General features: G+C 64.5%; 21 protein-coding genes. 4 read left to right on the plus strand and 17 right to left on the minus strand.

Annotated elements, in window-relative coordinates:
* Positions 1 to 13: 13 nt before the first annotated feature.
* Positions 14 to 4393 carry a pilus assembly protein gene (locus tag CCZ27_RS11125; RefSeq protein ID WP_096448180.1) on the plus strand — a complete coding sequence of 1460 codons (4380 nt, stop codon included), beginning with the start codon at positions 14 to 16 and terminating at the stop codon, positions 4391 to 4393.
* 24 nt (positions 4394 to 4417) lie between these two features.
* Positions 4418 to 4852, plus strand: a complete 435-nt coding sequence (locus tag CCZ27_RS11130; protein WP_096448182.1) for a type IV pilin protein — start codon at positions 4418 to 4420, stop codon at positions 4850 to 4852.
* Between the two features lie 54 nt (positions 4853 to 4906).
* On the opposite strand, the gene CCZ27_RS11135 is transcribed toward CCZ27_RS11130, so the two are convergent.
* From CCZ27_RS11135 to CCZ27_RS11160, 6 genes are read right to left on the minus strand one after another with little or no spacing between them, the layout of a single operon-like run.
* Entirely contained in the window at positions 4907 to 5392 is a 486-nt protein-coding gene (locus tag CCZ27_RS11135) for a YajQ family cyclic di-GMP-binding protein (protein WP_096448184.1), read from the minus strand.
* A 19-nt stretch (positions 5393 to 5411) separates the two neighbouring features.
* Complete coding sequence (gene ppnP / locus CCZ27_RS11140) at positions 5412 to 5747, minus strand: pyrimidine/purine nucleoside phosphorylase (RefSeq protein ID WP_096448186.1); 336 nt, start codon at positions 5745 to 5747, stop codon at positions 5412 to 5414.
* 13 nt (positions 5748 to 5760) lie between these two features.
* Positions 5761 to 5988, minus strand: coding sequence for a DUF2788 domain-containing protein (locus tag CCZ27_RS11145; protein ID WP_096448188.1), 228 nt, complete (start codon positions 5986 to 5988; stop codon positions 5761 to 5763).
* A 28-nt stretch (positions 5989 to 6016) separates the two neighbouring features.
* Entirely contained in the window at positions 6017 to 7246 is a 1230-nt protein-coding gene (locus CCZ27_RS11150) for an argininosuccinate synthase (RefSeq protein WP_096448190.1), read from the minus strand.
* Positions 7247 to 7290: 44 nt separating this feature from the next.
* Positions 7291 to 8214, minus strand: a complete 924-nt coding sequence (gene argF, locus CCZ27_RS11155) for an ornithine carbamoyltransferase (RefSeq protein ID WP_096452443.1) — start codon at positions 8212 to 8214, stop codon at positions 7291 to 7293.
* A 15-nt stretch (positions 8215 to 8229) separates the two neighbouring features.
* Positions 8230 to 9405 (minus strand): aspartate aminotransferase family protein, encoded by a 1176-nt coding sequence (locus CCZ27_RS11160; RefSeq protein ID WP_096448192.1) that lies wholly within the window; start codon positions 9403 to 9405, stop codon positions 8230 to 8232.
* A gap of 270 nt (positions 9406 to 9675) precedes the next feature.
* Here CCZ27_RS11160 and CCZ27_RS11165 point away from each other — a divergent pair, with 270 nt between their 5' ends.
* Positions 9676 to 9966, plus strand: a complete 291-nt coding sequence (locus tag CCZ27_RS11165) for a DUF3579 domain-containing protein (RefSeq protein WP_096448194.1) — start codon at positions 9676 to 9678, stop codon at positions 9964 to 9966.
* 108 nt (positions 9967 to 10074) lie between these two features.
* Here CCZ27_RS11165 and pstB read toward each other — a convergent pair whose 3' ends face one another.
* The 8 genes from pstB to CCZ27_RS11205 form a co-directional block, all read right to left on the minus strand.
* A complete protein-coding gene (gene pstB, locus CCZ27_RS11170) occupies positions 10075 to 10839 on the minus strand; it encodes a phosphate ABC transporter ATP-binding protein PstB (protein ID WP_096448196.1) in 765 nt (254 codons plus the stop codon).
* 47 nt (positions 10840 to 10886) lie between these two features.
* Positions 10887 to 11729 (minus strand): phosphate ABC transporter permease PstA, encoded by an 843-nt coding sequence (gene pstA, locus CCZ27_RS11175; RefSeq protein ID WP_096448198.1) that lies wholly within the window; start codon positions 11727 to 11729, stop codon positions 10887 to 10889.
* Between the two features lie 13 nt (positions 11730 to 11742).
* On the minus strand, positions 11743 to 12801 hold the full coding sequence (gene pstC / locus CCZ27_RS11180; protein ID WP_232516633.1) for a phosphate ABC transporter permease PstC: 1059 nt from the start codon (positions 12799 to 12801) through the stop codon (positions 11743 to 11745).
* 11 nt (positions 12802 to 12812) lie between these two features.
* On the minus strand, positions 12813 to 13856 hold the full coding sequence (gene pstS, locus CCZ27_RS11185) for a phosphate ABC transporter substrate-binding protein PstS (protein ID WP_096448202.1): 1044 nt from the start codon (positions 13854 to 13856) through the stop codon (positions 12813 to 12815).
* A gap of 169 nt (positions 13857 to 14025) precedes the next feature.
* Entirely contained in the window at positions 14026 to 15378 is a 1353-nt protein-coding gene (gene glmM / locus CCZ27_RS11190) for a phosphoglucosamine mutase (RefSeq protein WP_096448204.1), read from the minus strand.
* Between the two features lie 31 nt (positions 15379 to 15409).
* The gene (gene folP / locus CCZ27_RS11195) at positions 15410 to 16231 is read right to left on the minus strand and encodes a dihydropteroate synthase (RefSeq protein ID WP_096452445.1); all 822 of its coding nucleotides are present in this window, start codon (positions 16229 to 16231) and stop codon (positions 15410 to 15412) included.
* Between the two features lie 68 nt (positions 16232 to 16299).
* On the minus strand, positions 16300 to 18192 hold the full coding sequence (gene ftsH, locus CCZ27_RS11200; protein ID WP_096448207.1) for an ATP-dependent zinc metalloprotease FtsH: 1893 nt from the start codon (positions 18190 to 18192) through the stop codon (positions 16300 to 16302).
* Positions 18193 to 18307: 115 nt separating this feature from the next.
* A complete protein-coding gene (locus CCZ27_RS11205) occupies positions 18308 to 18931 on the minus strand; it encodes an RlmE family RNA methyltransferase (protein WP_096448209.1) in 624 nt (207 codons plus the stop codon).
* A gap of 49 nt (positions 18932 to 18980) precedes the next feature.
* Between CCZ27_RS11205 and yhbY the strand changes: the two genes are divergently transcribed.
* Entirely contained in the window at positions 18981 to 19436 is a 456-nt protein-coding gene (yhbY, locus tag CCZ27_RS11210; protein ID WP_096448211.1) for a ribosome assembly RNA-binding protein YhbY, read from the plus strand.
* A 52-nt stretch (positions 19437 to 19488) separates the two neighbouring features.
* Here the strand turns inward: yhbY and CCZ27_RS11215 are convergent, their stop codons facing one another.
* From CCZ27_RS11215 to carB, 3 genes are read right to left on the minus strand one after another with little or no spacing between them, the layout of a single operon-like run.
* Complete coding sequence (locus CCZ27_RS11215) at positions 19489 to 19959, minus strand: DUF4149 domain-containing protein (RefSeq protein ID WP_232516634.1); 471 nt, start codon at positions 19957 to 19959, stop codon at positions 19489 to 19491.
* A 4-nt stretch (positions 19960 to 19963) separates the two neighbouring features.
* A complete protein-coding gene (gene greA / locus CCZ27_RS11220; RefSeq protein WP_096448213.1) occupies positions 19964 to 20440 on the minus strand; it encodes a transcription elongation factor GreA in 477 nt (158 codons plus the stop codon).
* Entirely contained in the window at positions 20437 to 23667 is a 3231-nt protein-coding gene (carB, locus tag CCZ27_RS11225) for a carbamoyl-phosphate synthase large subunit (RefSeq protein WP_096448215.1), read from the minus strand. The genes greA and carB overlap by 4 nt, the downstream gene beginning before the upstream one ends.
* Positions 23668 to 23709: the final 42 nt, after the last annotated feature.

Here is a 23709-nt window from a genome sequence, read left to right on the forward strand (position 1 = left end):
CAGGGAATTCATCATGCGCCGACTCCATCTTGCCCTGTTCGGGCTCATCGCCGGCTTCGGGTCAACTGCCGCCGTGGCGGACATCGACATCGCGAGCCAGCCGGTTTTCCTGAATCCGCCGGACCCGCGCATCATGCTGCTGATGTCGCGCGACCATGAATTGTCGAAGAAAGCCTACAACGACTACAGCGACCTCAACGGCGATGGCAGGCTCGACATCACCTACGACAACGCGATCGACTATTACGGCTATTTCGATTCGGCGAAGTGCTACACATACAGCGACACGAATAGCCGTTTCGAACCGGCCGGCGCCGCAACGAACCATCAGTGCAGCAGCCAGTGGAGCGGCAACTTCCTGAACTGGGTCAGCATGACGCGCATGGACGTGCTGCGGAAGACGCTGTATGGCGGGCTGCGGTCGAGCGACAATACCGGTACCGCGTTGGGCAGCACGGTGCTCGAACGGGCGATGCTGCCGAACGATGTGCACGCCTTTGCAAAGGCGTTCGCCCCTGCAGGCGGCGCTACCGAAGTCGCACGTTATACGCCCTACAGCAGAAGCGCGGTGTCGTTCTGCAACGTGACCAATGCAACGGACGGCATGTCGGCGGGCACCACCACCAGTCCCAAGATACTCGTCGCAAACGGCTCCTATCCGCTGTGGGGGATGACCGCCAATCCACAATGTGCGGTGGGTGGCGATGCGGACCGGCCCAACGCCGTACGGGCCACATTGACCGCGCGCGTGGCGGTGTGCGTCAGCGGCATGATGGAGGCGAACTGCACCGCATACGGAACGAGCAACTACAAGCCGACCGGCCTGCTCCAGAAGTATGGAGAAAAATCCGTGATCGGCCGTGTGCGTTTCGGCTTGATGACCGGCAGCTACACGAAGAACAAGTCGGGCGGCGTGCTGCGCAAGAACACGTCCTGGCTGACCGGCAACGACCTGTCCGCCAATGACGAGGTCAATTCCGCCACTGGCCAGTTCATCAACCAGGCTGCCACCGACGCCGGCATCATCAACACGATCAACCGGACGCGGATCGCGGGCTGGAGTTTCGGGTCGACCGTACACGAGAACGCGTGCAACTCGCCGGGCATCCTGAATTTCAACAACGGCGAATGCGTAGACTGGGGCAATCCGCTGTCGGAAATGTACCTGGAGTCGCTGCGCTACTTTTCCGGGGCGACGGCGCCGACGAGCGCCTTCGATTCGACCTCGTCGGAAACGACGCACATCCCTTCGCTGCCCAAGGTCACCTGGTCCGATCCGCTGCCGAGCAGCGAATGGTGCGCCCTGTCGAACGTCGTCGTATTGTCGACCGGCCTCAATTCCTTCGACCGCGACGAACTGACCGGGCACGGCATTTCCGGCCTCGACGTCGCCGCGCTGACCAACGAAGTCGGCACGACGGAAGGCATCAGCGGCAGCTACCTGATCGGCAGAAACGGTACGGATCGGACGGACAACGATCAGTGCAGCGGCAAACCGCTGTCCAGCCTCACCGATGCGGACGGCATCTGCCCCGAGGTGCCGAGCCTCAAGGGGGGTTACTCCATTGCCGGCCTCGCCTACTCCAACCTGAAGGTCGATCTGCGGCCAGGCTACCGCACGCTGCGCACCCGCCGCTGGGGCGATACCCGGAACTCCAACTACAACGCCGACTACACCGCGCGCCAGCCAATGGGAACCTACACGGTATCCCTGGCCGAAAGCCTGCCGCGGCTGGAAATTCCGGTGACCGGCGGCCAGGTCACCTTCCTGCCCGCCTGCATGGCCAACAGCAACGGCAACGCGACGGCTACCAGTTCCGGCTGGCGCGCCTGCTCGCTGACCGACATGCGCATCGTCGACCTCGCCACCGACGCCAACGGCAAGCCGACGTCCGGCACCATCGACGTGTCCTGGGAAGACTCGACCTGGGGCAACGACTACGACATGGACGGCGTGCAGCGCATCTTCTTCAACGCCAACGGCGGCAATCTGGTGCTCACCACGCACATCCTGCGCACATCCGCAGGCCATGCGATGCGCTTCGGCTACACCGTGACCGGCAGTACGGACGACGGCGCCCACTTCCCGGTGCTGGTGCGCGGCAACTACAACGTCAGCACCAACAATCCTTCCCCGTATCCCACCGCTGCCACCGGCGGCACCTACCCGCGGGGCGCATCCACTGCACGGCAGTTGGAGAACCCTCTCTGGTACGCGGCCAAGTACGGCACCGCCCTCGAGGACAAGGACGGCAACGGCCACCCCGACTGGGACAACGACGGCGACGGCGTGCCCGACAACTTTTTCAAGGTCACCAACCCCGCCGGCCTGTCGACCGCGCTGGGGGAGGTGTTCGAAGCGGCAGCCACCGCGGACGCCTCGGCCTCGGCAATCGCCACCAACTCCACCCGGCTGGATACGAACACTCACGTGTATCAAGCCATCTTCCACACACCGGCCTGGACGGGCGAATTCAAGGCCATCCCGCTCACCGCGACCGGGACCCTCGGAACCGTCGCATGGGAAGCCGGCAGCCGGATCCCCGCCGCTGCCAGCCGCAACATCTACACCTGGAACAGCCGTGCCTGGAACGACTCCACGGGAGCGGGCGCGAGCTTCACCTGGTCCTCGATCACCGGACCAGCCGCCACGACGGGCACGCAGCAGAACCGGCTGGGCAGCGAGGCGGTGCTGGACTACATCCGGGGCGATCGCACCAACGAGCAGCCGGGCGGCACGTTTCGTGCGCGCTCGTCCCTGCTGGGAGACATCGTGAACTCCGACCCGCACTACGTCGCGGGCGGCAGTTTCGGCTATGACCTGCCCGCCACCAGCACACGCTGGACGGAGACGCTCAAGACCGCCTATACGACCTTCCGCACCGGAACGAGGGCGACGCGCAAGCCGATGATCTATGTCGGCGCGAACGACGGCATGCTGCACGCCTTCAACGCCTCGAACACGACCGCGCAGGGTGGTGGCGCCGAAGTCTTCGCCTATGTGCCGAACGCGGTGATCGGGAATCTGCCCAGACTCGCAAGTCCGACATATCGGCACCAGTACTACGTGGACGGCCCGGCGAATTCCGGCGACGCCTACCTCGGCGATGCCTGGAAGACGGTGCTGGTCGGCACCCTGGGCGGCGGCGGCAAGGCGGTCTTCGCGCTGGACATCACGAACGTGACCGACAGCTCCGGCTCGAACACCTTCGGCGGCTCGAACGTCATCTGGGAGTACGCCGGCACGGACAACACCTCGGGCACGGACCATTCCGCGGACATGGGCTACATCATGGGCCGTGCCCATGTGGCACGCCTGAACGACGGCAACTGGTACGCGGTGTTCGGCAACGGCTACAACAGCACGAACCAGCGCGCCGTGCTGTTCCTCGTGCCGCTGGACAGAAGCCTGGGGCTGCCCGTGCGCAAGATCCGGACCGTCCGGCTCGAGACGGACACCGATACCGACAACGGCATGTCGGAACCCGCCTTGCTCGACGTCAATGGCGACCGCATCATCGACGTGATCTACGCAGGCGACCTGAAGGGCAACCTGTGGAAGTTCGACCTTTCGAACTCCAATGCCGGCAACTGGGGCAGCGCCTACCATTCCGGCTCCACCCCGGCGCCTCTGTTCCGGGCGATGATCGGCACGACCCCGCAGCCGATCACCTCCGCCCTCGAGATCGGCGTCCCGCCATCGAGTGTGAGCGGATACATGATCTATTTCGGCACCGGCCGCTATCTCGGCAATTCCGACATCACCACGACCGCGACGCAAAGCGCCTACGGAATCCTGGATAGCGGCGCGGTGGTCTCCGGACGAGGCGCGCTGCAGCAACAGACCTTCATCTACCAGGGCGCGCGCACCTCCACCGACAGCAGCGAGGTCCGCGTCGCCAGCAACAATGCCGTGGCCTATACGGGGACCAGCGCCAAGCGCGGCTGGTACATCGACCTGGTGCTGCCGAATTCGACCACCAGCGTCGGCGAACGCATCGTCACCTACCCCATCCTGCGCCACGGCCGCGTCATCCTGACGTCCATCGTGCCGTCCTCGGGAGCATGCGACCAGGGCGGCTACAGCTGGATCACCGAACTCGATGCCCTGACCGGCGGACGCCTGTCGTACAGCGTCTTCGACTACACCGACGACAATCTCTTCAACTCCGCCGACTACGCGCGCTACGGCAGTGGAGACGAAGCGGCGGAAAACCCGGTCACCTCCCGCAAGCTCGGCACCGAGGGCCTGTTGAAGGCGCCGACCGTCATCAGCGCCGGCGAACGGGAATACAAGGTGGGCAGCGGCACCGGCGGCGGCGTCGTAGTGATCACCGAAAAAGGCATGCAGGGCAATCCGCGGTCATCCTGGCGCCAGCTTTTCGTCCGCTGAGCCCCCAACGAAGGAATCGAGCACATGCAAAGGAAAGCACGCGGTTTCAGCCTGATCGAGTTGATGATCGCCGTTGCCATCATCGGCATCCTCGCCGGCATCGCCTACCCGAACTACCGCGACTACATCGTCCGCGCCAACCGGGCCGAGGCACGGACGATGCTGCTCGAGAACGCGCAGTTCCTGGAGCGGAACTTCACGACGGCAAACCGCTACGACCAGACGAGTGGCGGAGACGACATCGACGACGAAAGCCTTCCGCACGGACAAAGCCCCGAAAACGGCACGGCCAAGTACACCATCACGGTGAACTTTCCCGATTCGCAGCGCTTCACGCTGTCTGCCGCACCGACAGGCTCGATGGCCGGCGACGGTTGCGGAACCCTGACATTGACGAACACGGGCGCGCAGGGCCGCAGCGGGGCCGGCCACAGTGTCGCGGATTGCTGGGGACGCTAGGGAAAGACCGTCCGGCCCGGGTATCGATGCTCGGCCGGCCGGGCCGGCGGCGGCTCAATCCCGGAAATTGCCGAACTGCAGCGGAAAATCCGTGATCTGCTTCTTCACCAGCGCGATCGCTTCCTGCAGCACATCGCGCTTGGCGCCGGAGACGCGCACCGCGTCGCCCTGGATGGCGGCCTGGACCTTGAGCTTGCTGTCCTTGATCAGCTTGACGATCTTCTTCGCGAGATCCTGATCGACGCCGACGCGGACCTTCACTTCCTGCTTGACCTTGTTGCCGGAGATCTTCTGTACGTCGCCGTAGTCCAGGCAGCGCACGTCGACGCTCTTCTTGGTCATCTCGGGCAGCAGGATGGCCTTCATCTGGTCTAGCTGGAAATCGCTGTCGCCGAACAGGGTGATCAGCTTGTCGCCGAGTTCCACGTTGGCGCTGGTGCCCTTGAAGTCGTGCCGGCCGGCGATCTTGCTGTTGGCCACCGTCACCGCGTTGCGCAGCGACGGCTGGTCGACCTCGGACATGATGTCGAAAGACGGCATGGCGCTCCCCGCTTCGCGATCAGCCGAAATGGCAGATGTAGTGGTAGGGCTCGCCGGAGACTTCGATGTCGAAGCTGGAATTGCCGGGCACGTCGAAGGACTGGCCGGCGCCGTAGGTCTTCCATTCCCCCGGCTCGCCGTCGGGGCCTTTCAGGCGCACGCGGCAACTGCCGGCCACGCCTTCCATGACCTCGGGGGCGCCGGTGTTGAAGGTCAGCGTGGCGGGCAGGATCACGCCGACCGACTTCTTCGTGCCGTCGGCGAACTGGATGCCGTGGCTGACGCACTTGCCGTCGAAATAGACGTTGGCCTTGGTGGCGACGGCGATGCCGTCGATCTTCTCGGTAATGCTCATGGGTTTGTTCCTGTCAGATGCCGATCAGCTTCTGGATGATGACCTTGGCGACGAAGCCGATGAAGCCCAGCCCCAGCCCGATGAACATCCACATCGCGCCGTACTTGCCTGCCTTCGACTCCTTGGCGAGGTTGCCGATGATGAACAGCATGTACAGGATCAGCGCCGTGAAGCAGACCTTGAGGGAGATGTCCTCGAACTCCGCGATCGTCAGGCCGAAGATCAGTACGTCGTTGTCCATCGCCGGTATTCCGTAGCCGCCGTCCAGGTCAGCCGCGCGCGGCCCGGGCGTTCGCGGCGATGCGCATGCGCAGCGCGTTGAGGCGGATGAAACCGTTCGCATCCTTTTGATTGTAGGCGCCCTGGTCGTCCTCGAAAGTGGCGATCGTCGGATCGAACAGCGAATCCGTCTTCGAATCGCGGCCGACGACGATGACGTTGCCCTTGTAGAGCTTGACGCGCACCCAGCCATTGACCGTCTGCTGCGTGTGGTCGATGAGGGCCTGCAGCGCCTGGCGTTCGGGGCTCCACCAGTAGCCGGTGTAGATCATGCTGGCGTAGCGCGGCATGAGGTCGTCCTTGAGATGGGCGACTTCGCGGTCGAGGGTGATCGACTCGATGGCACGGTGAGCCTTCAGCAGGATGGTGCCGCCCGGCGTCTCGTAGCAGCCGCGGCTCTTCATGCCGACGTAGCGGTTCTCGACCAGGTCGAGGCGGCCGATGCCGTGCTTGCCGCCCAGCTCGTTGAGCCGGGCCAGCAGTTCGTGCGGCTTCATGCGGGTGCCTCCGATGGCGACGAGATCGCCCTGCTCGAACTCGAGGTCGATGTACTCCGCCGCATCGGGCGCGGCCTCCGGCGACACCGTCCAGCGCCACATCGACTCCTCTGCCTCGGCAGCCGGGTCCTCGAGGTGGCGGCCCTCGAAGGAGATGTGCAGCAGATTGGCATCCATCGAATAGGGCGAGCCGCCCTGCTTGTGCTTCATCTCGATGGGAATGCCGTTCTTCTCGGCATAGGCGAGCAGCTTTTCGCGCGACAGGAGGTCCCATTCGCGCCACGGGGCGATGACCTTCACGTTGGGCATCAGCGCGTAGTAGCCGAGTTCGAAACGGACCTGGTCGTTGCCCTTGCCGGTGGCGCCATGCGACACCGCATCGGCGCCGGTCTGGCGCGCGATCTCGATCTGGCGCTTGGCGATCAGCGGGCGGGCGATCGAGGTGCCCAGCAGGTACTCGCCTTCATAGATGGTGTTGGCACGGAACATCGGGAAGACGAAATCGCGCACGAACTCTTCGCGCAGGTCGTCGATGAAAATGTTCTCCGGCTTGATGCCGAACTGCAGCGCCTTGGCGCGCGCCGGCTCGAGTTCCTCGCCCTGGCCGAGGTCGGCGGTGAAGGTGACGACTTCGCACTTGTAGGTGTCCTGCAGCCACTTCAGGATGACCGAAGTATCCAGCCCGCCCGAATAGGCAAGCACTACTTTCTTGACGTCGCTCATGCTGTTTTCCTGTGTCCGTGCTTGTGCACTTTTTGAGTAAGCAATCAGTCCTCGATGCGGCCAAGCATGAGGAATTCCATCAGCGCCTTTTGGGCGTGAAGCCGGTTTTCCGCCTCGTCCCACACGACGGACTGCGGGCCGTCCATGACTTCCGCGGTCACCTCTTCGCCGCGGTGGGCCGGCAGGCAGTGCATGAACAGCGCGTCGGGCGCGGCCACCGACATCATCTCGGCGTCTACGCACCAGTCGGCGAAAGCCTTCATGCGCTCCTCGTTCTCGGCTTCGAAGCCCATCGAGGTCCACACGTCGGTGGTGACCAGGTGCGCCCCCTTGCAGGCTTCGAGAGGATCGGCGAACTGGCGGAAGTGGTCGGTGCCGTACAGGCCGGCACGCTCGGGTTCGACTTCGTAGCCGGGCGGTGTCGATACGTGCACATGGAAATCGAGCAGTTCGGCCGCCTGCAGCCAGGTGTTGCACATGTTGTTGCTGTCACCCACCCAGGCCACGGTCTTGCCCTGGATGCTGCCGCGATGCTCGATGAAGGTGAAGATGTCGGCCAGGATCTGGCAGGGATGGTATTCGTTGGTCAGGCCGTTGATGACCGGCACGCGGGAGTTCGCGGCGAAGCGCTCGACGATCTCCTGCTCGAAGGTCCGGATCATCACCAGGTCGCTCATGCGCGAGATGACCTGCCCGGCATCTTCCACCGGCTCGCCGCGCCCGAGCTGGGAATCGCGCGTGTTCAGGTAGATCGCCGAGCCGCCGAGCTGCTGCATGCCGGCCTCGAAGGACAGGCGGGTGCGCGTGCTGGCCTTCTCGAAGATCATGACCAGCGTGCGGTCGAACAGCGGATGGTAAGGCTCGTAACGCTTGAACTTGTCCTTGATCCACTTCGCCCGCTTGAAGACGTAGTCGTATTCGTCGCGGGTGAAATCCTTGAATTGCAGGTAGTGCCTCAGTGCGGTCATGGCCAGCACCCCTTGTTATCCGTTCGCGAGGAAGTCACGAATGAGCGGCGCCAGCGCGGAGACGAGCGCCTGCGCATCGGCGGCGGAAAACACCAGCGCCGGCAACAGCCGCACGACGCGCTCGGCGGTAACGCTGATCAACAGGCCGTGCTCCGCGGCGCGCCCCATCAGCGCACCGCAGGGACGGTCGAGTTCGATGCCGATCATCAGGCCGCGGCCGCGGATGTCGACGACGCCGGCAACCCCCTTGAGCGCTTCGGCCATGCCGGAACGGATCGCCTCGCCGACCTTCACCGCGTTGTCCATCAGCCCGTCGTCGACGATGGTGTCGAGCGTGGCGAGCGCGGCAGCGCACACGAGCGGGTTGCCGCCAAAGGTGGAACCATGGTTGCCCGGCTTGAACAGGCCGGCAGCACGACCGGCGGTGAGCACGGCGCCGATCGGCACGCCCGAGCCCAGCCCCTTGGCCAGCGTCATCACGTCGGGCTTCACGCCGGCATGCTGCCAGCCGAACCAGACACCGGTACGGCCGATGCCGCACTGGACTTCGTCGCAGATCAGCAGCCAGCCATGTTCGTCGCAGATCGCACGCACGTCGCGCAGATAGGCGTCGTTGACCATGTTGACGCCACCCTCGCCCTGGATGACCTCCAGCATGACAGCGACCACGCTGTGGTCGTGCGCCGCGACGTGGCGGATGGCCTCGATGTCCTTGTAGGGCACGCGGACGAAGCCGGGCACCAGCGGCTCGAAGCCGGCCTGCGCCTTGCGGTTGCCGGTGGCGGACAGCGTGGCGAGCGTGCGTCCGTGGAAGGCGTTCTCCATGACGATGACGTGCGGCAGCTCGATGCCCTTGCCGTGGCCGTACATGCGCGCGAGCTTGATCGCGCCTTCATTGGCCTCGGCGCCGGAGTTGCCGAAGAACACTTCGTCCATGCCGGACAACTCGGCAAGGCGGTCGGCGAGGCGTTCCTGCAGCGGGATGCGATAGAGGTTCGAGGTATGCAGCAGGCGGCCCGCCTGCTCGGCGATGGCCTTCACCAGGCGCGGATGGTTGTGCCCCAGTGTGTTCACCGCGATGCCGGACAGGGCATCGAGATAGCGCTTGCCCGTCTCGTCGTAGATCCAGACCCCTTCCCCGTGCGTGAAGGCGACAGGAAGCCGGGCGTAGGTGTTCATGACATGGGACATGGAGATACCTCGATCTGGGAACGAAGCCACAAACGCACACGGCGGCATGGGCCGCCGTGCAGGAAGAGTCGTGAATCTTAAGCCAAAGAAGCCGCGCCTGTACATATGTTCCGGCCGGCCCCGTACCATGACCGCAGGCCCGGCCGCGGCGCGGCAAGCGGAATCCGGCGGGACGATCCCCCTCGATTTCTGCTAGAATCCCGCCCGTTTTGAGCAAGGTCGCGCCAGACGACGACGCCAGAACACCCCGTAGCCGCCAAGGCATGAGACATGAATCAGAAGATTGAAAACTTCGTCATCATCGGGGTCACGAGGGAAGGAAAGAGATTCCGCCCGAGCGATTGGGCGGACCGGCTTTGCGGCGTCATGTCGGCCTTCGGCGCCGATCACCGCATGACCTACTCCCCCTACGTGCGCCCCGGCTGCACCCTCAAGGGGGACAAGACCGTTCTGGTCGATGCGCGGCTCTACGACGTCGAGCCGCTCGCCTACAAGTTCCTCATCAATTTCGCCAACGACAACGACCTGCAGATCGACTGGGTGGGCGACACCCCGATCTGACACGCTCCCCGGCGCCACCTGCAGCCGGAACTTCTCCCGCCACACGAAAGCCGCCGCACAAAGAAAAAAGGGGCTTTCGCCCCTTTTTCCGCCGAATGCAGGCCCGGTTCAGCCGAAGCGTCCGGTGATGTAGTCCTCGGTAGCCTTCTGCTTGGGCTTGAGGAACAGTTCGTCGGTGACCCCGAACTCCACCATCTCGCCGAGGTACATATAGGCGGTGTAGTCCGAGATGCGCGCCGCCTGCTGCATGTTGTGCGTCACGATCACGATGGTGAACTCGTTCTTGAGTTCGTCGATCAGTTCTTCGATGCGAGACGTCGAGATCGGGTCGAGCGCCGAAGTCGGCTCGTCCAGAAGGATGACCTCGGGCTTCACCGCGATGCCCCGTGCGATGCACAGACGCTGCTGCTGGCCGCCCGACAGGCTCATCCCGCTCTGGTTGAGCTTGCTCTTCACTTCGTCCCACAGCGCCGCCTTGCGCAGCGCCCACTCGACGCGATCGTCCATCTGGCTGACCGACATCTTCTCGTGCAGCCTCACGCCGAACGCGATGTTCTCGTAGATCGACATCGGGAACGGCGTCGGCTTCTGGAACACCATGCCGATCTTCGCGCGCAGCACGCTCACATCCACGCCCACGTCGAGGAGATTGCTCCCGTCGAACAGCAACTGCCCTTCCGCCCGCTGCTCGGGATAAAGGTCATACATGCGGTTGATGGTGCGCAGCAGGGTCGACTTGCCGCAGCCCGACGGGCCGATGAAGGCCGTCACCTTGTGCCGCGCCATCTTGAAGTTGATGTCCTTCAGGGCGTGGAACTTGCCGTAATAGAAATTGAAATCCTTGAATTCGATCTGTGCGTCGGTGATTTCCATATTCACTCCGCATCGCGGGCCCGTGCCGGGCCGCGATCCATCATCTCTCAGTTGATCTTTTCAGCCCGCAGGAAGACACGGGCAACGATGTTCAGCGCCAGCACGCCGAGCGTGATCAGGAAAACGCCAGCCCACGCCAGTTCCTGCCAGTTGGTGAAGGGGCTCATGGCGAACTTGAAGATCGTCACCGGCAGGTTGGCCATCGGTTCGTTCATGTTGAGCGACCAGAACTGGTTCGACAGCGCCGTGAACAGCAAGGGTGCGGTTTCGCCTGCGATGCGTGCGACCGCCAGCAGCACCCCGGTGACCACGCCAGCCCGCGCCGCCCGCAGCGTCACCTTCGAGATGACCACGCTCTTGGGCGCACCGAGTGCGAACGCCGCTTCCCGCAACGTGTTCGGGATCAATTGCAGCATGTTCTCGGTGGTTCGCACCACCACTGGCAACACAATCAGCGCCAGCGCGATGACACCCGACCAGCCCGAGAACTTGCCCGTCTGTGCGACGACCACCGCATACACGAAAAGACCGATGACGATGGACGGCGCCGACAGCAGCAGGTCGTTGATGAAGCGCGTGACCTTGCCAAGCATCGTGAAGCGGCCATATTCAGCCAGGTAGATACCCGCGAGGATGCCGATCGGCGTACCGAGCAGGGTTGCGAGCACCACCAGGATCAAACTGCCGACGATGGCGTTGAGCAAGCCCCCCGCTTCGTCGCCCGGCGGCGGCGTCATCTGTGTCAGCAGATTCAGCGACAGCCCCGAAACACCCAGTTCGAACACGGTCCAGAGGATCCAGGCAAGCCAGAGCAGTCCGAACGCCATCGCAGACAAGGACAGCCCGAGCGCCACCTTGTTCGTCAACTTGCGCCTTGCAAGCAGATTCATGATTCACTCCCCCTCAACTCTTCGCGCCTTCGCCCTTGGCGAGCTGCAGCAACAGGAGTTTCGACACGACGAGGACCACCAGGGTGATCACGAACAGGATCAGACCGAGTTCCATCAGCGACGAAGTGTGCAGACCCGGATCCGCCTCGGCGAACTCGTTCGCCAGGGCTGACGTGATGCTGTTGCCGGGCGCGAACAGGGACGCGGAACTGAGGAAGTTGGTGTTGCCGATGACGAAGGTCACCGCCATGGTTTCCCCCAGCGCGCGGCCGAGCCCGAGCATCACACCGCCGATCACACCCGTCTTGGTGTAGGGCAGCACGACGTTCCACATCACTTCCCACGTCGTGCACCCGATGCCGTAGGCGGACTCCTTGAGCATCGGCGGCGTCACTTCGAACACATCGCGCATGACCGAAGCGATGTAGGGAATGATCATGATCGCCAGGATGACCCCCGCCGACAGCAGGCCGATACCGAGCGGCGTTCCCTGAAACAGCAGCCCGATGATCGGCAGTTCGCCCAGCGTCGCCTGCAACGCAGGCTGGACGTACTTGGCAAAAATGGGCGCGAAGACGAGCAAGCCCCACATGCCGTAGACGATGCTCGGGATCGCCGCCAGAAGCTCGATCGCCGTCCCCAGCGGCCGGCGCAACCAGACGGGCGACAACTCGGTGAGGAACAAGGCGATGCCGAAACTGACCGGCACCGCGATCAGCAGGGCGATGACGGACGTGACGACCGTGCCGTAGATCGGAATCAGGGCACCGAACTTTTCCATCGGAGGATTCCAGTCCGTGGAAAAGAGGAAACCGATGCCGAAAGCCTGGATGCTCGGCCACGAAGCATAGGTCAGAGCAACGATGATCCCGGCCAGCAGAACCAGCGCCAGGATGGCAAAGGAACGGGCCGTTCCCGCAAAGAGCGCATCGCTGAACTTCTTGAAGCGGGAAACCACGAACTGGTTTTGTCCCATATTCACACCCGGCAGGGCGGCCCCATGGCCGCCCGCGGACGAAAGATGCCCGCCGAGGGCCGCTTCGGCCCCCGGCTGCTGGTTAGGCTGAGCCACCGCAGTCTCTCTTACTTGGCGGAATGGACGACCTTGCCGGACGAGTCCTTGATGTTCGCCCAGGACGCGTTGATCAGCTTGACGGTGGCATCAGGCAGCGGAACATAGTCGAGTTCCGAGGCCATCTTGCCGCCGTTGGTGTATGCCCATTCGAAGAACTTCAGCACGTTGGCGCCCTGCTCCGGCTTGTCCTGAACCTGATGAATCAGAATGAAGGTCGCGCTGGTGAGCGGCCAGGACGTCTTGCCCGGCTGATTCGTCAGGATCTCGTAGAAAGCGGACTTGCTCCAGTCGGCACCAGCCGAGGCGGCAGCAAAGGACTCCTCGCTCGGCGAGATGAACTCGCCATCCTTGTTCTGGAGCAGCGCGTGTGCGAGCTTGTTCTGCTTGGCATAGGCGTACTCGACATAGCCGATGGAACCCGGCAGGCGCTGCACGAACGCAGACACGCCCTCGTTACCCTTGCCACCCAGGCCAACCGGCCATTGCACCGCGGAGCCTTCGCCGATCTTTTCCTTCCACTCGGCGGAAATCTTCGACAGGTAGTTGGTGAAGACGAAGGTGGTACCGGAACCGTCGGCACGACGCACGACGCCGATGTCCTGATCCGGCAGCGACAGGCTGGGGTTCAGCGCAGCGATCGCCTTGTCGTTCCACTTGGTGATCTTGCCCTGGTAGATGTCGGCGAGAAGCTGGCCGGTCAGCTTCAGATCACCGGCCTTGATGCCGGCGAGATTGACCACGGGCACCACGCCGCCGATCACCGTCGGGAACTGCTGCAGGCCCGCCTTGCTCAGCTCTTCGGGCTTGAGGGGCATGTCGGACGCGCCGAAATCCACCGTCTTCGCGTTGATCTGGCGAATGCCGCCGCTCGAACCGATCGATTGATAATTGACCTTGTTGCCGGTTGCCTTCTGGTAGGCATCAGCCCACTTCGAGTAGATCGGCGCCGGGAACGAGGCACCCGCGCCAGTAACGTCCGCAGCCTGCGCCTGGACGGCGAGCAGAACGGTGGAAACGGAAGCAACGGCAAACTTCTTCGAGAAACGCAGCATGACTACCTCGTATTTGAGAACCGAGCCGACACGTTAACAACCCATTGTTACAGCGATGTTTCATGTCATCAAGCGTCGTATCCGCTGCGGATGCTCCATCCCCACCGCGGTTCGGCTGGCCGGCGCAGCGTAATACCGCTGCGACCGGACCGTCATGCGCGCCCGTCCGTCACGCAACCGCCTCCTGCACCGCCTCGGCGATCTGCCGTGCGAGCCGCTCGACGAGCTCGCCATCGCGACCCTCGACCATGACCCGCAGCAGCGGCTCGGTACCCGACGGCCTCAGCAGGACCCGGCCATCGTTGCCGAGCGTCGCGTCGGCCTGCGCCTGTGCCGCGGCGATCCCTTGATCGGCACGCCAGTCGAAGCCGGCCGGCAGACGCACGTTGACGAGCTTCTGCGGATAGAAGACCAGGTCTGCGCAGGCTTCGCCCAGGGACCGCCCATACTGCTTGAGCGCAGCGAGCACCTGCAGCGCCGAGACGATGCCGTCCCCGGTGGAATGCCGGTCCAGGCAGATGATGTGGCCCGAATTCTCGCCGCCCAGCTTCCAGCCGCGTTCGTGCAGCATCTCGAGCACATAGCGGTCGCCGACCTTGGCGCGGGCAAAAGGCACGCCGAGACGCCCGACGGCATGCTCGAAGCCGAGATTGCTCATCAGCGTGCCGATCACTCCGTCGAGCCGGCCTTCGGACTTGCGCGCCGCCGCAATCACGTAGATCAGCTTGTCGCCGTCGTACACCTCGCCCTGGCGGTCCACCATGATGAGCCGGTCGCCGTCGCCATCGAGCGCGATGCCGATATCCGCCCCGTTGACCAGCACGGCCTGGCGCAGGAACTCGGGCCGCGTCGCGCCGACGCCGTCGTTGATGTTGAGGCCGTTGGGCTCCACGCCCACCGCCACCACATCCGCGCCGAGTTCGTGAAACACCCGGGGCGCAATGTGGTACGCCGCGCCGTGGGCGCAATCGAGCGCGATGCGCAGTCCGCGCAGATCCATCTCGTTGGGGAAGGTGCTCTTGCAGAACTCGATGTAGCGGCCCGCCGCATCGTCGATCCGCCGGGCGCGACCAAGCTGGGCCGAATCGACGCAGCCCATCGGCAGATCCAGGTGTTCTTCGATCTCGACCTCCACCGCATCCGGGAGCTTCGCGCCGCCGGCCGAGAAGAACTTGATCCCGTTATCGTAGAAGGGGTTGTGCGAGGCTGAGATCACCACTCCGGCCTGCAGCCGCAGGGCCCGTGTCAGGTAGGCGACGGCAGGCGTGGGGATCGGACCGGCAAGCATCACATCCACCCCGGCTGCCGCAAAACCCGCCTCGAGCGCCGCCTCGAGCAGGTAGCCGGAAATTCTCGTGTCCTTGCCGATGAGCACCGCGGGGCGCTCGCCCGCCGGCAGCTTCTCGCGCCCGACCAGGGTCACCCCCGCGGCGTAGCCGAGACGCATCACGAAATCGGGCGTGATCGGCGCCTCGCCGACCCGCCCCCTCACCCCATCGGTACCAAAATACTTGCGACCCATTGTGCACCCGCAGCAAAACGCAAAGTGCAGATTATGGCACCGCTTCCCAGACCTTGAGAGCATCACGAGTGGCACCGACATCGTGAACGCGAACAATTGCCGCTCCGCGCTCGACTGCGATCAGGGCTGCTGCCACGCTTGCCACCATCCGCTGATCGACCGGTCTGCCCGTCACGGTCCCCAGCATCGACTTGCGGGACATGCCCACGAGCACCGGCAGACCCTCCCTGCCGAAACGCGCCAGTTCGCGCAGCAACAAAAAATTGTGCTCGACGGTCTTGCCGAACCCGAAGCCAGGATCGAGGACGATACGATCGCGGGCCACGCCCGCCGCCTCAAGGGCGCGCACCCGCGCCGCGAGATATTCCGCCACGTCCTCGACGACATCGGCGTAGTACGGATTGCGCTGCATCGTGCGCGGTTCGCCCTGCATGTGCATCACGCACAGGCCGACGTCGGTGCCCGCCACCGTCTCGACGGCACCGGGTGCGTTGAACGCGTTGATGTCGTTGATCATGTCGGCGCCCGCCTCGACGGCGGCGCGCATCACCGCCGGCTTCAGCGTGTCGACCGACAGCGGCACCCCGAAGCTGCGCAGGCGCTCGACGCAACGCATCACGCGCTCCAGTTCCTGCGTTTCGGGCACGGAATCCGCGCCGGGACGGGAGGACTCGGCGCCGATGTCGAGCATGTCGGCCCCTTCCTCGAGCACTTGCTCGACGCGCCGCATCATGCTGTCCAGGTTGCCGTGCGTGCCGTCGCCCGTGAAGGAATCATCCGTCAGATTCACGATCGCCATCACCTGGGGCCGTGACAGGTCCAGCCGAAAGCGTCCACATTGAATGGTGCTCATCTTCATACCGGAAAAGAAACGGGCCGGATACACCGGCCCGGACTAGGAAGGAATCGGCTCGACTCGGATCAGGCCGCAGGTGCGGGCGCAGTCGGCGCCGCACCCGGAGAGTCGTCCTTCGAGCGGCCGACTGGCACCGAAGCAGGCTTCGGGGGACGCGGCGGACGGCCTTCCATGATGTCGTTGATCTGGTCGGCGTCGATCGTCTCCCATTCGAGCAGCGCGCGGGTCATCGCCTCGACCTTGTCGCGATTCTCCTCGAGCAGGCGGCGAGCCAGACCATACTGCTGGTCGATGATGCGACGGATCTCGGCATCGACCTTCTGCATCGTTGCCTCTGACACATTGCGGTGCGTCGTCACCTGCCGGCCGAGGAAGATCTCACCTTCTTCCTCACCATAGACCATCGGCCCCAGCGTATCCGACATGCCCCACTGCGTGACCATGCGGCGAGCCAGATCGGTCGCGCGCTGAAAATCGTTGGACGCTCCGGTAGTCATCTGCTTCATGAAGATCTCTTCGGCGATGCGGCCACCGAACAGCACGGTGATCGTCTGCAGCAGACGGTCGCGGTCCTGGCTGTAGCGATCCTCGGTCGGCAGTTGCATCGTGACGCCCAGGGCGCGGCCGCGCGGGATGATCGTGACTTTGTGTACCGGATCGGTCTTGTCCAGAAGCCGGGCGACGACGGCATGGCCCGATTCATGGTAGGCCGTGTTGCGACGCTCTTCCTCGGGCATGACCACCGAGCGGCGCTCCGCCCCCATCATGATCTTGTCCTTGGCCCGCTCGAAGTCATCCATGTCGACCAGGCGCTTGTTGGCACGCGCGGCGAACAAGGCCGCCTCGTTCACAAGGTTCGCCAGATCGGCGCCGGCGAAACCGGGCGTCCCGCGCGCCAGCACCTGGGGATCGACGTCGGGCGCGATGGGCACCTTGCGCATGTGGACCTTGAGGATCTGTTCGCGGCCGCGGATGTCGGGCAGCGCGACCACCACCTGGCGGTCGAACCGGCCCGGACGCAGCAAGGCGGGATCGAGCACGTCGGGGCGGTTGGTCGCCGCGATCACGATGACGCCCGTCTGCCCCTCGAAACCGTCCATCTCGACGAGAAGCTGGTTCAGCGTCTGCTCGCGCTCGTCGTTGCCGCCGCCGAGACCGGCACCGCGCTGGCGGCCGACGGCGTCGATCTCGTCGATGAAGATGATGCAGGGTGCGTGCTTCTTGGCCTGCTCGAACATGTCGCGCACGCGCGCCGCGCCGACGCCCACGAACATCTCGACGAAATCCGAGCCGGAAATCGAGAAAAAGGGAACCTTCGCTTCTCCGGCGATCGCCTTGGCCAGCAGCGTCTTGCCCGTACCGGGGGAGCCGACCATCAGCACCCCTTTCGGAATGCGGCCGCCCAGCTTCTGGAACTTGGAAGGATCACGCAGGAACTCGACGAGTTCGAACACCTCTTCCTTGGCCTCGTCGCAACCCGCCACGTCGGCGAAAGTGACGGAGTTCGCCGACTCGTCGAGCATCCGCGCCTTGCTCTTGCCGAACGAGAACGCCCCGCCCTTGCCGCCGCCCTGCATCTGGCGCATGAAGAAGATCCACACGCCGATCAGCAGCAACATGGGGAACCACGACACGAAAATGTTCGCCAGGAAGGACTGCTCTTCTTCCGGCTTCGTGGCATTGACGGAGACCCCGTAGCGCATCAGGTCGGACACCATCCAGATGTCCTGCACGCCCGGCGTATAGACGGTGATGGAACGCCCTTCCTGTGTCGTGGCCTTGAGGACGCGGCCGTCGACCGTCGCCTTGGCGATACGCCCCGCCTTGGCCTCCTCCATGAACTGGGAGTATTCCATGGTGTTGGGAGCCGTCTGACGGGCGTTGAACTGGTTGAATACGGTCATCAGCACGACGCCGATGACCATCCAGATCGCGAGATTCTTGAAAAGATTGTTCAAAGCACTTTACCCCACGAGCCCTTTCCGAGCGTACGCATCATTGATTCATTCTAGAGGCGAACGTTCCCGCGGGCAAACCAATGGCCGCGATTGCGGCCGTCAATCGCCGGCCTCTTCAGCGGGCCTTGAGGCCCTTGCCGAGCAGATACACCTCGGCGCTTCGATCGCGGGACGCCTTGGGCTTTCTCACCTGCACCGAACCGAAGACGGCTTCCACGGCCTTGCGGAACTCCATGAAGCCCTCCCCCTGGAAGACTTTCACCACGAACTGCCCGGACGGCTTCAGGTGCCGCGCCGCGAAATCCAGTGCGAGTTCGCAGAGGTGGATGGATCTGGCCTGATCCACCGTGGCAACGCCCGAAAGATTCGGCGCCATGTCGGACAGCACCGCGTCGACCCGTGCGCCGCCGAGCCGGCCTTCGAGTTCGGCCAGCACTTCATCCTCCGTGAAGTCGCCCTGCAGGATGTCCACTCCCGCGATCGGCTCGACCGGCAGGATATCCAGCGCAAACACCCTTCCGGAGGCGCCGCAACGCTTGACCGCCACCTGGCACCAGGAACCCGGCGCCGCGCCGAGATCGACGACCACCGCCCCGGAACGCAGCAGGTGGTCCCGCTCATCGATCTCGATCAGCTTGTAGGCGGCACGCGCCCTGTAGCCGTCGGCCTGCGCCCGCAGCACATAGGGGTCGTTCAGATGCTCGTGCAGCCACGCCTTGCTGGTCTTGTTTCGTTTCATTACGCCAATCGGAGTAGAATCCGTGCCCCACGAAAGTCGAGAAAAATCAATGATCGAGCTTACGCCTGCCCAGCGCCGCGAATTGCGCGCGAAGGCCCATCACCTGAACCCCGTCGTCACGGTCGCAGGCAACGGCCTCGCGCCCTCGGTCGTAGCCGAAATCGAACGCTCGCTCCAGGCCCACGAACTCATCAAGGTCCGCGTCCAGGGCGCCGAACGCGAGCAGCGTGATGCCCTGATGCAGGAACTCTGCACGACGCTGGAAGCCGCTCCCGTGCAGCACATCGGCAACATCCTCGTCGTCTGGCGCCAGCGCCGCGAAGAGGACAAAGCCGCGGCCGAAGCCGCACCGAAACGCCCCGTGAAGACCGCCACGGCAAAATCCGCCGCAGCCTTCGCGGCTGCCGCGCGGCGTGCGGCACTGGCCAAGGCAGCGGCCGAGTCCCGCCGCTCCCCGGCCCGCGCGCCTGCCGCACGCGTCCGCGGCAGCGGACGGGGACGCTGACCCTCTTGCGGGGCGGATCGGGCCGGCGCGCCAATGCCGGTGCGCCCGGCCCTCATCCCTGCTTGAGGTTTTTTCTCAAGGCGAACACCAGCGCCGCGCCGAGCAGGCTCTGGACCAGGTAGAGCACGCTGGAAACCCCGTGCCAGGCAGCGAAGCGGTCGCGCATCACGCTGTTCATGACATCGCGCGGCCAGGCGCTCGCCTTGAGTTCCGCCATCAGCGGCTGGATGCCGAACTGTCCCGCGGCCACCAGCGCCAGCAGCACCAGCACGAGCCAGAACAGTCCGCTGCGAAAGACCGCCCACCCCATCCTGATCGCGGCGAACAACAGCAGATAGATGGCGCTGCCGAGTCCGAACCAGCCGACGAAATCGAACAGCCGCCCCGCCACCCTGCCCGCCAGCATACGGTCGGACAGCATGTCGAACAGCACCGGAGCCACGAGGTAGCCGACCGCCCACATGCCGCCCACCCAGAGGGTGACGATGACGAGGGCGAGGTGCTCGGCGAAGCGGTTCAGCATCGGTTCAGACGTAGCGGACGTCGATGATCTCGTACTCGCGAATGCCACCGGGCGCCTGAACCTCGGCGATGTCCCCGGCGTACTTGCCGATCAATGCCCGCGCGATGGGCGAACTGATCGAGATCTTGTTCGCCTTGATGTCGGCCTCGTCGTCGCCGACGATCTGGTAGGTCACGACCTGGCCCGAATCCATGTCCTCGAGTTCCACCGTTGCGCCGAACACGCAGCGGCCGTCCGCATCGAGCAGTTTGGGGTCGATGATCTGGGCGTGCGAAAGCTTGCTTTCGACTTCCATGATCCGTCCTTCGATGAAGCCCTGGCGCTCCTTCGCCGCCTCGTACTCGGCGTTTTCGGAGAGGTCGCCGTGCGAACGCGCTTCGGCGATCGCGGCGATCACGTTCGGACGCTCCACCGTCTTCAGACGATGCAGTTCTTCGCGCAGCAACTCTGCGCCGGTAACCGTGAGCGGGATCTTGTTCATGCTGCCTGATTCAGTTCGGCGTGCAGGGATTGCACGGAGTAAACCTCGATGCCGCCGGCCAGGCTGCGCATGCCCATGCAGGCCGCGCGCGCGCCTTCGATCGTCGTGAACACCGTCACCTTGGCGGCAAGCGCGCTGGTGCGGATGGAACGCGAATCGGTGATGGCCTGGCGCTTTTCCTCGACCGTGTTGATGACGAGGGCGATCTCTTCGTTCTTGATCATGTCGACGATGTGCGGCCGCCCCTCGTTGACCTTGTTGACCACCGCAACCGGAACGCCGGCTGCGTCGATCACCGAGGCCGTGCCGCGCGTCGCCACGAGCGAGAAGCCCAGATCGTGGAGTTCCTTGGCGACCTCGACCGCGGCCGGCCTGTCCGATGCCTTGACGCTGATGAAGGCCGTCCCGCCGCTGGGCAGACGTACGCCGGCCGCCACCTGGCTCTTGACGAAGGCTTCGGCGAAGCTGCGCCCCACGCCCATGACCTCGCCGGTCGACTTCATCTCCGGCCCGAGGATGGTATCCACGCCCGGGAACTTGACGAAGGGGAACACCGCTTCCTTGACCGAGTAGTAGGGCGGCACGACCTCGCCGGTCACGCCCTGGCTGGCCAGGCTCTGGCCGGCCATGCAGCGCGCGGCGATCTTGGCCAGCGGCAACGAGCACGCCTTGGAGACGAAGGGAACGGTGCGCGACGCGCGCGGGTTCACTTCCAGCACATGGACGACGGCGTTGTCGCCCTCGCCCTGGATGGCGAACTGCACGTTCATCAGGCCGACGACGTCGAGCGCCCGCGCCATGGCCTCGGTCTGGCGGCGCAGTTCGTCCTGCAGCCGCGGCGTCAGCGTATAGGGCGGCAGCGAGCACGCGGAGTCGCCCGAATGCACGCCCGCCTGCTCGATGTGCTCCATGATGCCGCCGATGATGACCTGCTCGCCATCGGACAATGCATCGACGTCGATCTCGGTGGCATCGTTCAGGAAGCGGTCGAGCAGCACCGGCGACTCGTTCGACACCTTGACCGCCTCGCGCATGTAGCGCTCGAGATCCTTCTGCTCGTGGACGATCTCCATCGCGCGGCCGCCCAGCACGTAGGACGGACGGACCACGAGGGGATAGCCGATCTCCGCCGCGAGCCGCACCGCTTCTTCCGGCGTGCGCGCGGTACGGTTGGGCGGCTGCTTGAGGCCGAGGTCGGTGAGCAGCTTCTGGAAGCGCTCGCGGTCCTCGGCGGCGTCGATCATGTCGGGGCTGGTGCCGATGATGGGCACGCCGTTCTCCTCGAGCGCCTTGGCACGCTTGAGCGGCGTCTGGCCGCCGAACTGCACGATCACGCCGACCGGCTTCTCGATGTGCACGATCTCGAGGATGTCCTCGAGCGTGATCGGCTCGAAATACAGGCGATCGGAGGTGTCGTAGTCGGTGGACACGGTTTCCGGGTTGCAGTTGACCATGATGGTCTCGTACCCGTCTTCACGCAGTGCGAGCGCCGCATGCACGCAGCAATAGTCGAATTCGATGCCCTGCCCGATGCGGTTCGGGCCGCCGCCCAGCACCATGATCTTCTTCTTGTCGGTCGGCTTCGCCTCGCATTCCTCCTCGTAGGAGGAGTACATATAGGCGGTCGAGGTCGCGAACTCTGCCGCGCAGGTATCGACGCGCTTGAAGACCGGCCGCACGCCCAGCGTGTGGCGGTGCAAGCGCACCGCGGTCTCGTCGGCGCCGAGCATCTTGGCGATGCGGCGGTCGGAGAAGCCCTTGCGCTTGATCTCCCGCATCTGCGCCGCCTGGATCGCCTTCAGCGAGCGGCCCGCCAGCGACTTCTCGGTGAGGACGATGTCTTCGATCTGGGCGAGGAACCAGGGATCGATCTTGGTCAGGTTGTGCACCTGGTCCTGGCTCACGCCCTCGCGGAAAGCCTGGCCGACGTACCAGATGCGCTGCGGGCCGGGGCTCGCGAGTTCGCGCTCGAGATCCTCGGTGTCGGCCTCGATCTCGTCCAGGCCATAGACGCCGACCTCGAGGCCGCGCAGCGCCTTCTGGAAGGATTCCTGGAAGGTGCGCCCCATCGCCATGACCTCGCCCACCGACTTCATCTGGGTGGTCAGGCGATCGTTGGCGAGCGGGAACTTCTCGAAGGCGAAGCGCGGGATCTTGGTCACCACGTAGTCGATCGAAGGCTCGAACGAGGCCGGCGTGGCGCCGCCGGTGATGTCGTTCTTGAGTTCGTCGAGCGTGTAGCCCACCGCCAGCTTGGCGGCGACCTTGGCGATCGGGAAGCCGGTGGCCTTGGAGGCCAGCGCGGAAGAACGCGACACGCGCGGGTTCATCTCGATGACGATCATGCGGCCGTCGCGCGGATTGATGGCGAACTGGACGTTCGAACCGCCGGTATCGACCCCGATCTCGCGCAGCACCGCGATCGAGGCGTTGCGCATGATCTGGTATTCCTTGTCGGTCAGCGTCTGCGCCGGCGCGACGGTGATCGAGTCGCCGGTGTGCACGCCCATCGGGTCGAGGTTCTCGATCGAGCAGACGATGATGCAGTTGTCCGCCTTGTCGCGGACCACCTCCATCTCGTACTCCTTCCAGCCGAGCAGCGACTCCTCGATCAGCAGTTCGTTGGTCGGGCTGGCCTCGAGACCGCGCTTGCAGATCTCGTGGAACTCTTCCATGTTGTAGGCGATCCCGCCGCCGCTGCCGCCGAGCGTGAAGCTGGGACGGATGATGACCGGAAAGCCGATGCCGCCCTGCACCTGCAGCGCCTCTTCCATGCTGTGGGCGATGCCCGAGCGCGCCGAGCCCAGCCCGATCGTGGTCATCGCCTCCTTGAACTTCAGCCGGTCCTCGGCCTTGTCGATCGCCTCTTCCGAAGCGCCGATCAGTTCGACGCCGTACTTCTCGAGCACGCCGTTGTGGGCCAGATCGAGCGCACAGTTGAGCGCGGTCTGTCCGCCCATCGTCGGCAGCAGGGCGTCGGGGCGCTCCTTGGCGATGATGCGCTCGACCACCTGCCAGGTGATCGGCTCGATGTAGGTGACGTCGGCGGTGCCCGGGTCGGTCATGATGGTCGCCGGGTTCGAATTGACCAGGACGACCTTGTAGCCTTCCTCGCGCAGCGCCTTGCAAGCCTGGGCGCCGGAATAGTCGAACTCGCATGCCTGGCCGATGATGATCGGGCCGGCACCGATGATCAGGATGCTCTTTATGTCGGTACGTTTCGGCATCGTGTTGCCTCAGTGATTCCTCGACCCGGCGTCATGCGCCGG

The organism is Thauera sp. K11 (genome assembly GCF_002354895.1).
Taxonomy (GTDB): Bacteria; Pseudomonadota; Gammaproteobacteria; order Burkholderiales; family Rhodocyclaceae; genus Thauera; species Thauera sinica.

Excerpts from the sequence above, each read along its gene's own strand:
- carB (WP_096448215.1), bottom strand. The coding sequence starts at position 23,667 with ATGCCGAAACGTACCGACATAAAGAGCATCCTGATCATCGGTGCCGGC.
- CCZ27_RS11135 (WP_096448184.1), bottom strand. The coding sequence starts at position 5,392 with ATGCCGTCTTTCGACATCATGTCCGAGGTCGACCAGCCGTCGCTGCGC.
- CCZ27_RS11160 (WP_096448192.1), bottom strand. The coding sequence starts at position 9,405 with ATGTCCCATGTCATGAACACCTACGCCCGGCTTCCTGTCGCCTTCACG.
- argF (WP_096452443.1), bottom strand. The coding sequence starts at position 8,214 with ATGACCGCACTGAGGCACTACCTGCAATTCAAGGATTTCACCCGCGAC.
- CCZ27_RS11130 (WP_096448182.1), top strand. The coding sequence starts at position 4,418 with ATGCAAAGGAAAGCACGCGGTTTCAGCCTGATCGAGTTGATGATCGCC.
- pstB (WP_096448196.1), bottom strand. The coding sequence starts at position 10,839 with ATGGAAATCACCGACGCACAGATCGAATTCAAGGATTTCAATTTCTAT.
- CCZ27_RS11125 (WP_096448180.1), top strand. The coding sequence starts at position 14 with ATGCGCCGACTCCATCTTGCCCTGTTCGGGCTCATCGCCGGCTTCGGG.
- yhbY (WP_096448211.1), top strand. The coding sequence starts at position 18,981 with ATGATCGAGCTTACGCCTGCCCAGCGCCGCGAATTGCGCGCGAAGGCC.
- pstA (WP_096448198.1), bottom strand. The coding sequence starts at position 11,729 with ATGAATCTGCTTGCAAGGCGCAAGTTGACGAACAAGGTGGCGCTCGGG.
- CCZ27_RS11205 (WP_096448209.1), bottom strand. The coding sequence starts at position 18,931 with ATGAAACGAAACAAGACCAGCAAGGCGTGGCTGCACGAGCATCTGAAC.
- ppnP (WP_096448186.1), bottom strand. The coding sequence starts at position 5,747 with ATGAGCATTACCGAGAAGATCGACGGCATCGCCGTCGCCACCAAGGCC.
- CCZ27_RS11150 (WP_096448190.1), bottom strand. The coding sequence starts at position 7,246 with ATGAGCGACGTCAAGAAAGTAGTGCTTGCCTATTCGGGCGGGCTGGAT.
- pstS (WP_096448202.1), bottom strand. The coding sequence starts at position 13,856 with ATGCTGCGTTTCTCGAAGAAGTTTGCCGTTGCTTCCGTTTCCACCGTT.
- CCZ27_RS11165 (WP_096448194.1), top strand. The coding sequence starts at position 9,676 with ATGAATCAGAAGATTGAAAACTTCGTCATCATCGGGGTCACGAGGGAA.
- greA (WP_096448213.1), bottom strand. The coding sequence starts at position 20,440 with ATGAACAAGATCCCGCTCACGGTTACCGGCGCAGAGTTGCTGCGCGAA.
- CCZ27_RS11145 (WP_096448188.1), bottom strand. The coding sequence starts at position 5,988 with ATGGACAACGACGTACTGATCTTCGGCCTGACGATCGCGGAGTTCGAG.
- CCZ27_RS11215 (WP_232516634.1), bottom strand. The coding sequence starts at position 19,959 with ATGCTGAACCGCTTCGCCGAGCACCTCGCCCTCGTCATCGTCACCCTC.
- glmM (WP_096448204.1), bottom strand. The coding sequence starts at position 15,378 with ATGGGTCGCAAGTATTTTGGTACCGATGGGGTGAGGGGGCGGGTCGGC.
- folP (WP_096452445.1), bottom strand. The coding sequence starts at position 16,231 with ATGAGCACCATTCAATGTGGACGCTTTCGGCTGGACCTGTCACGGCCC.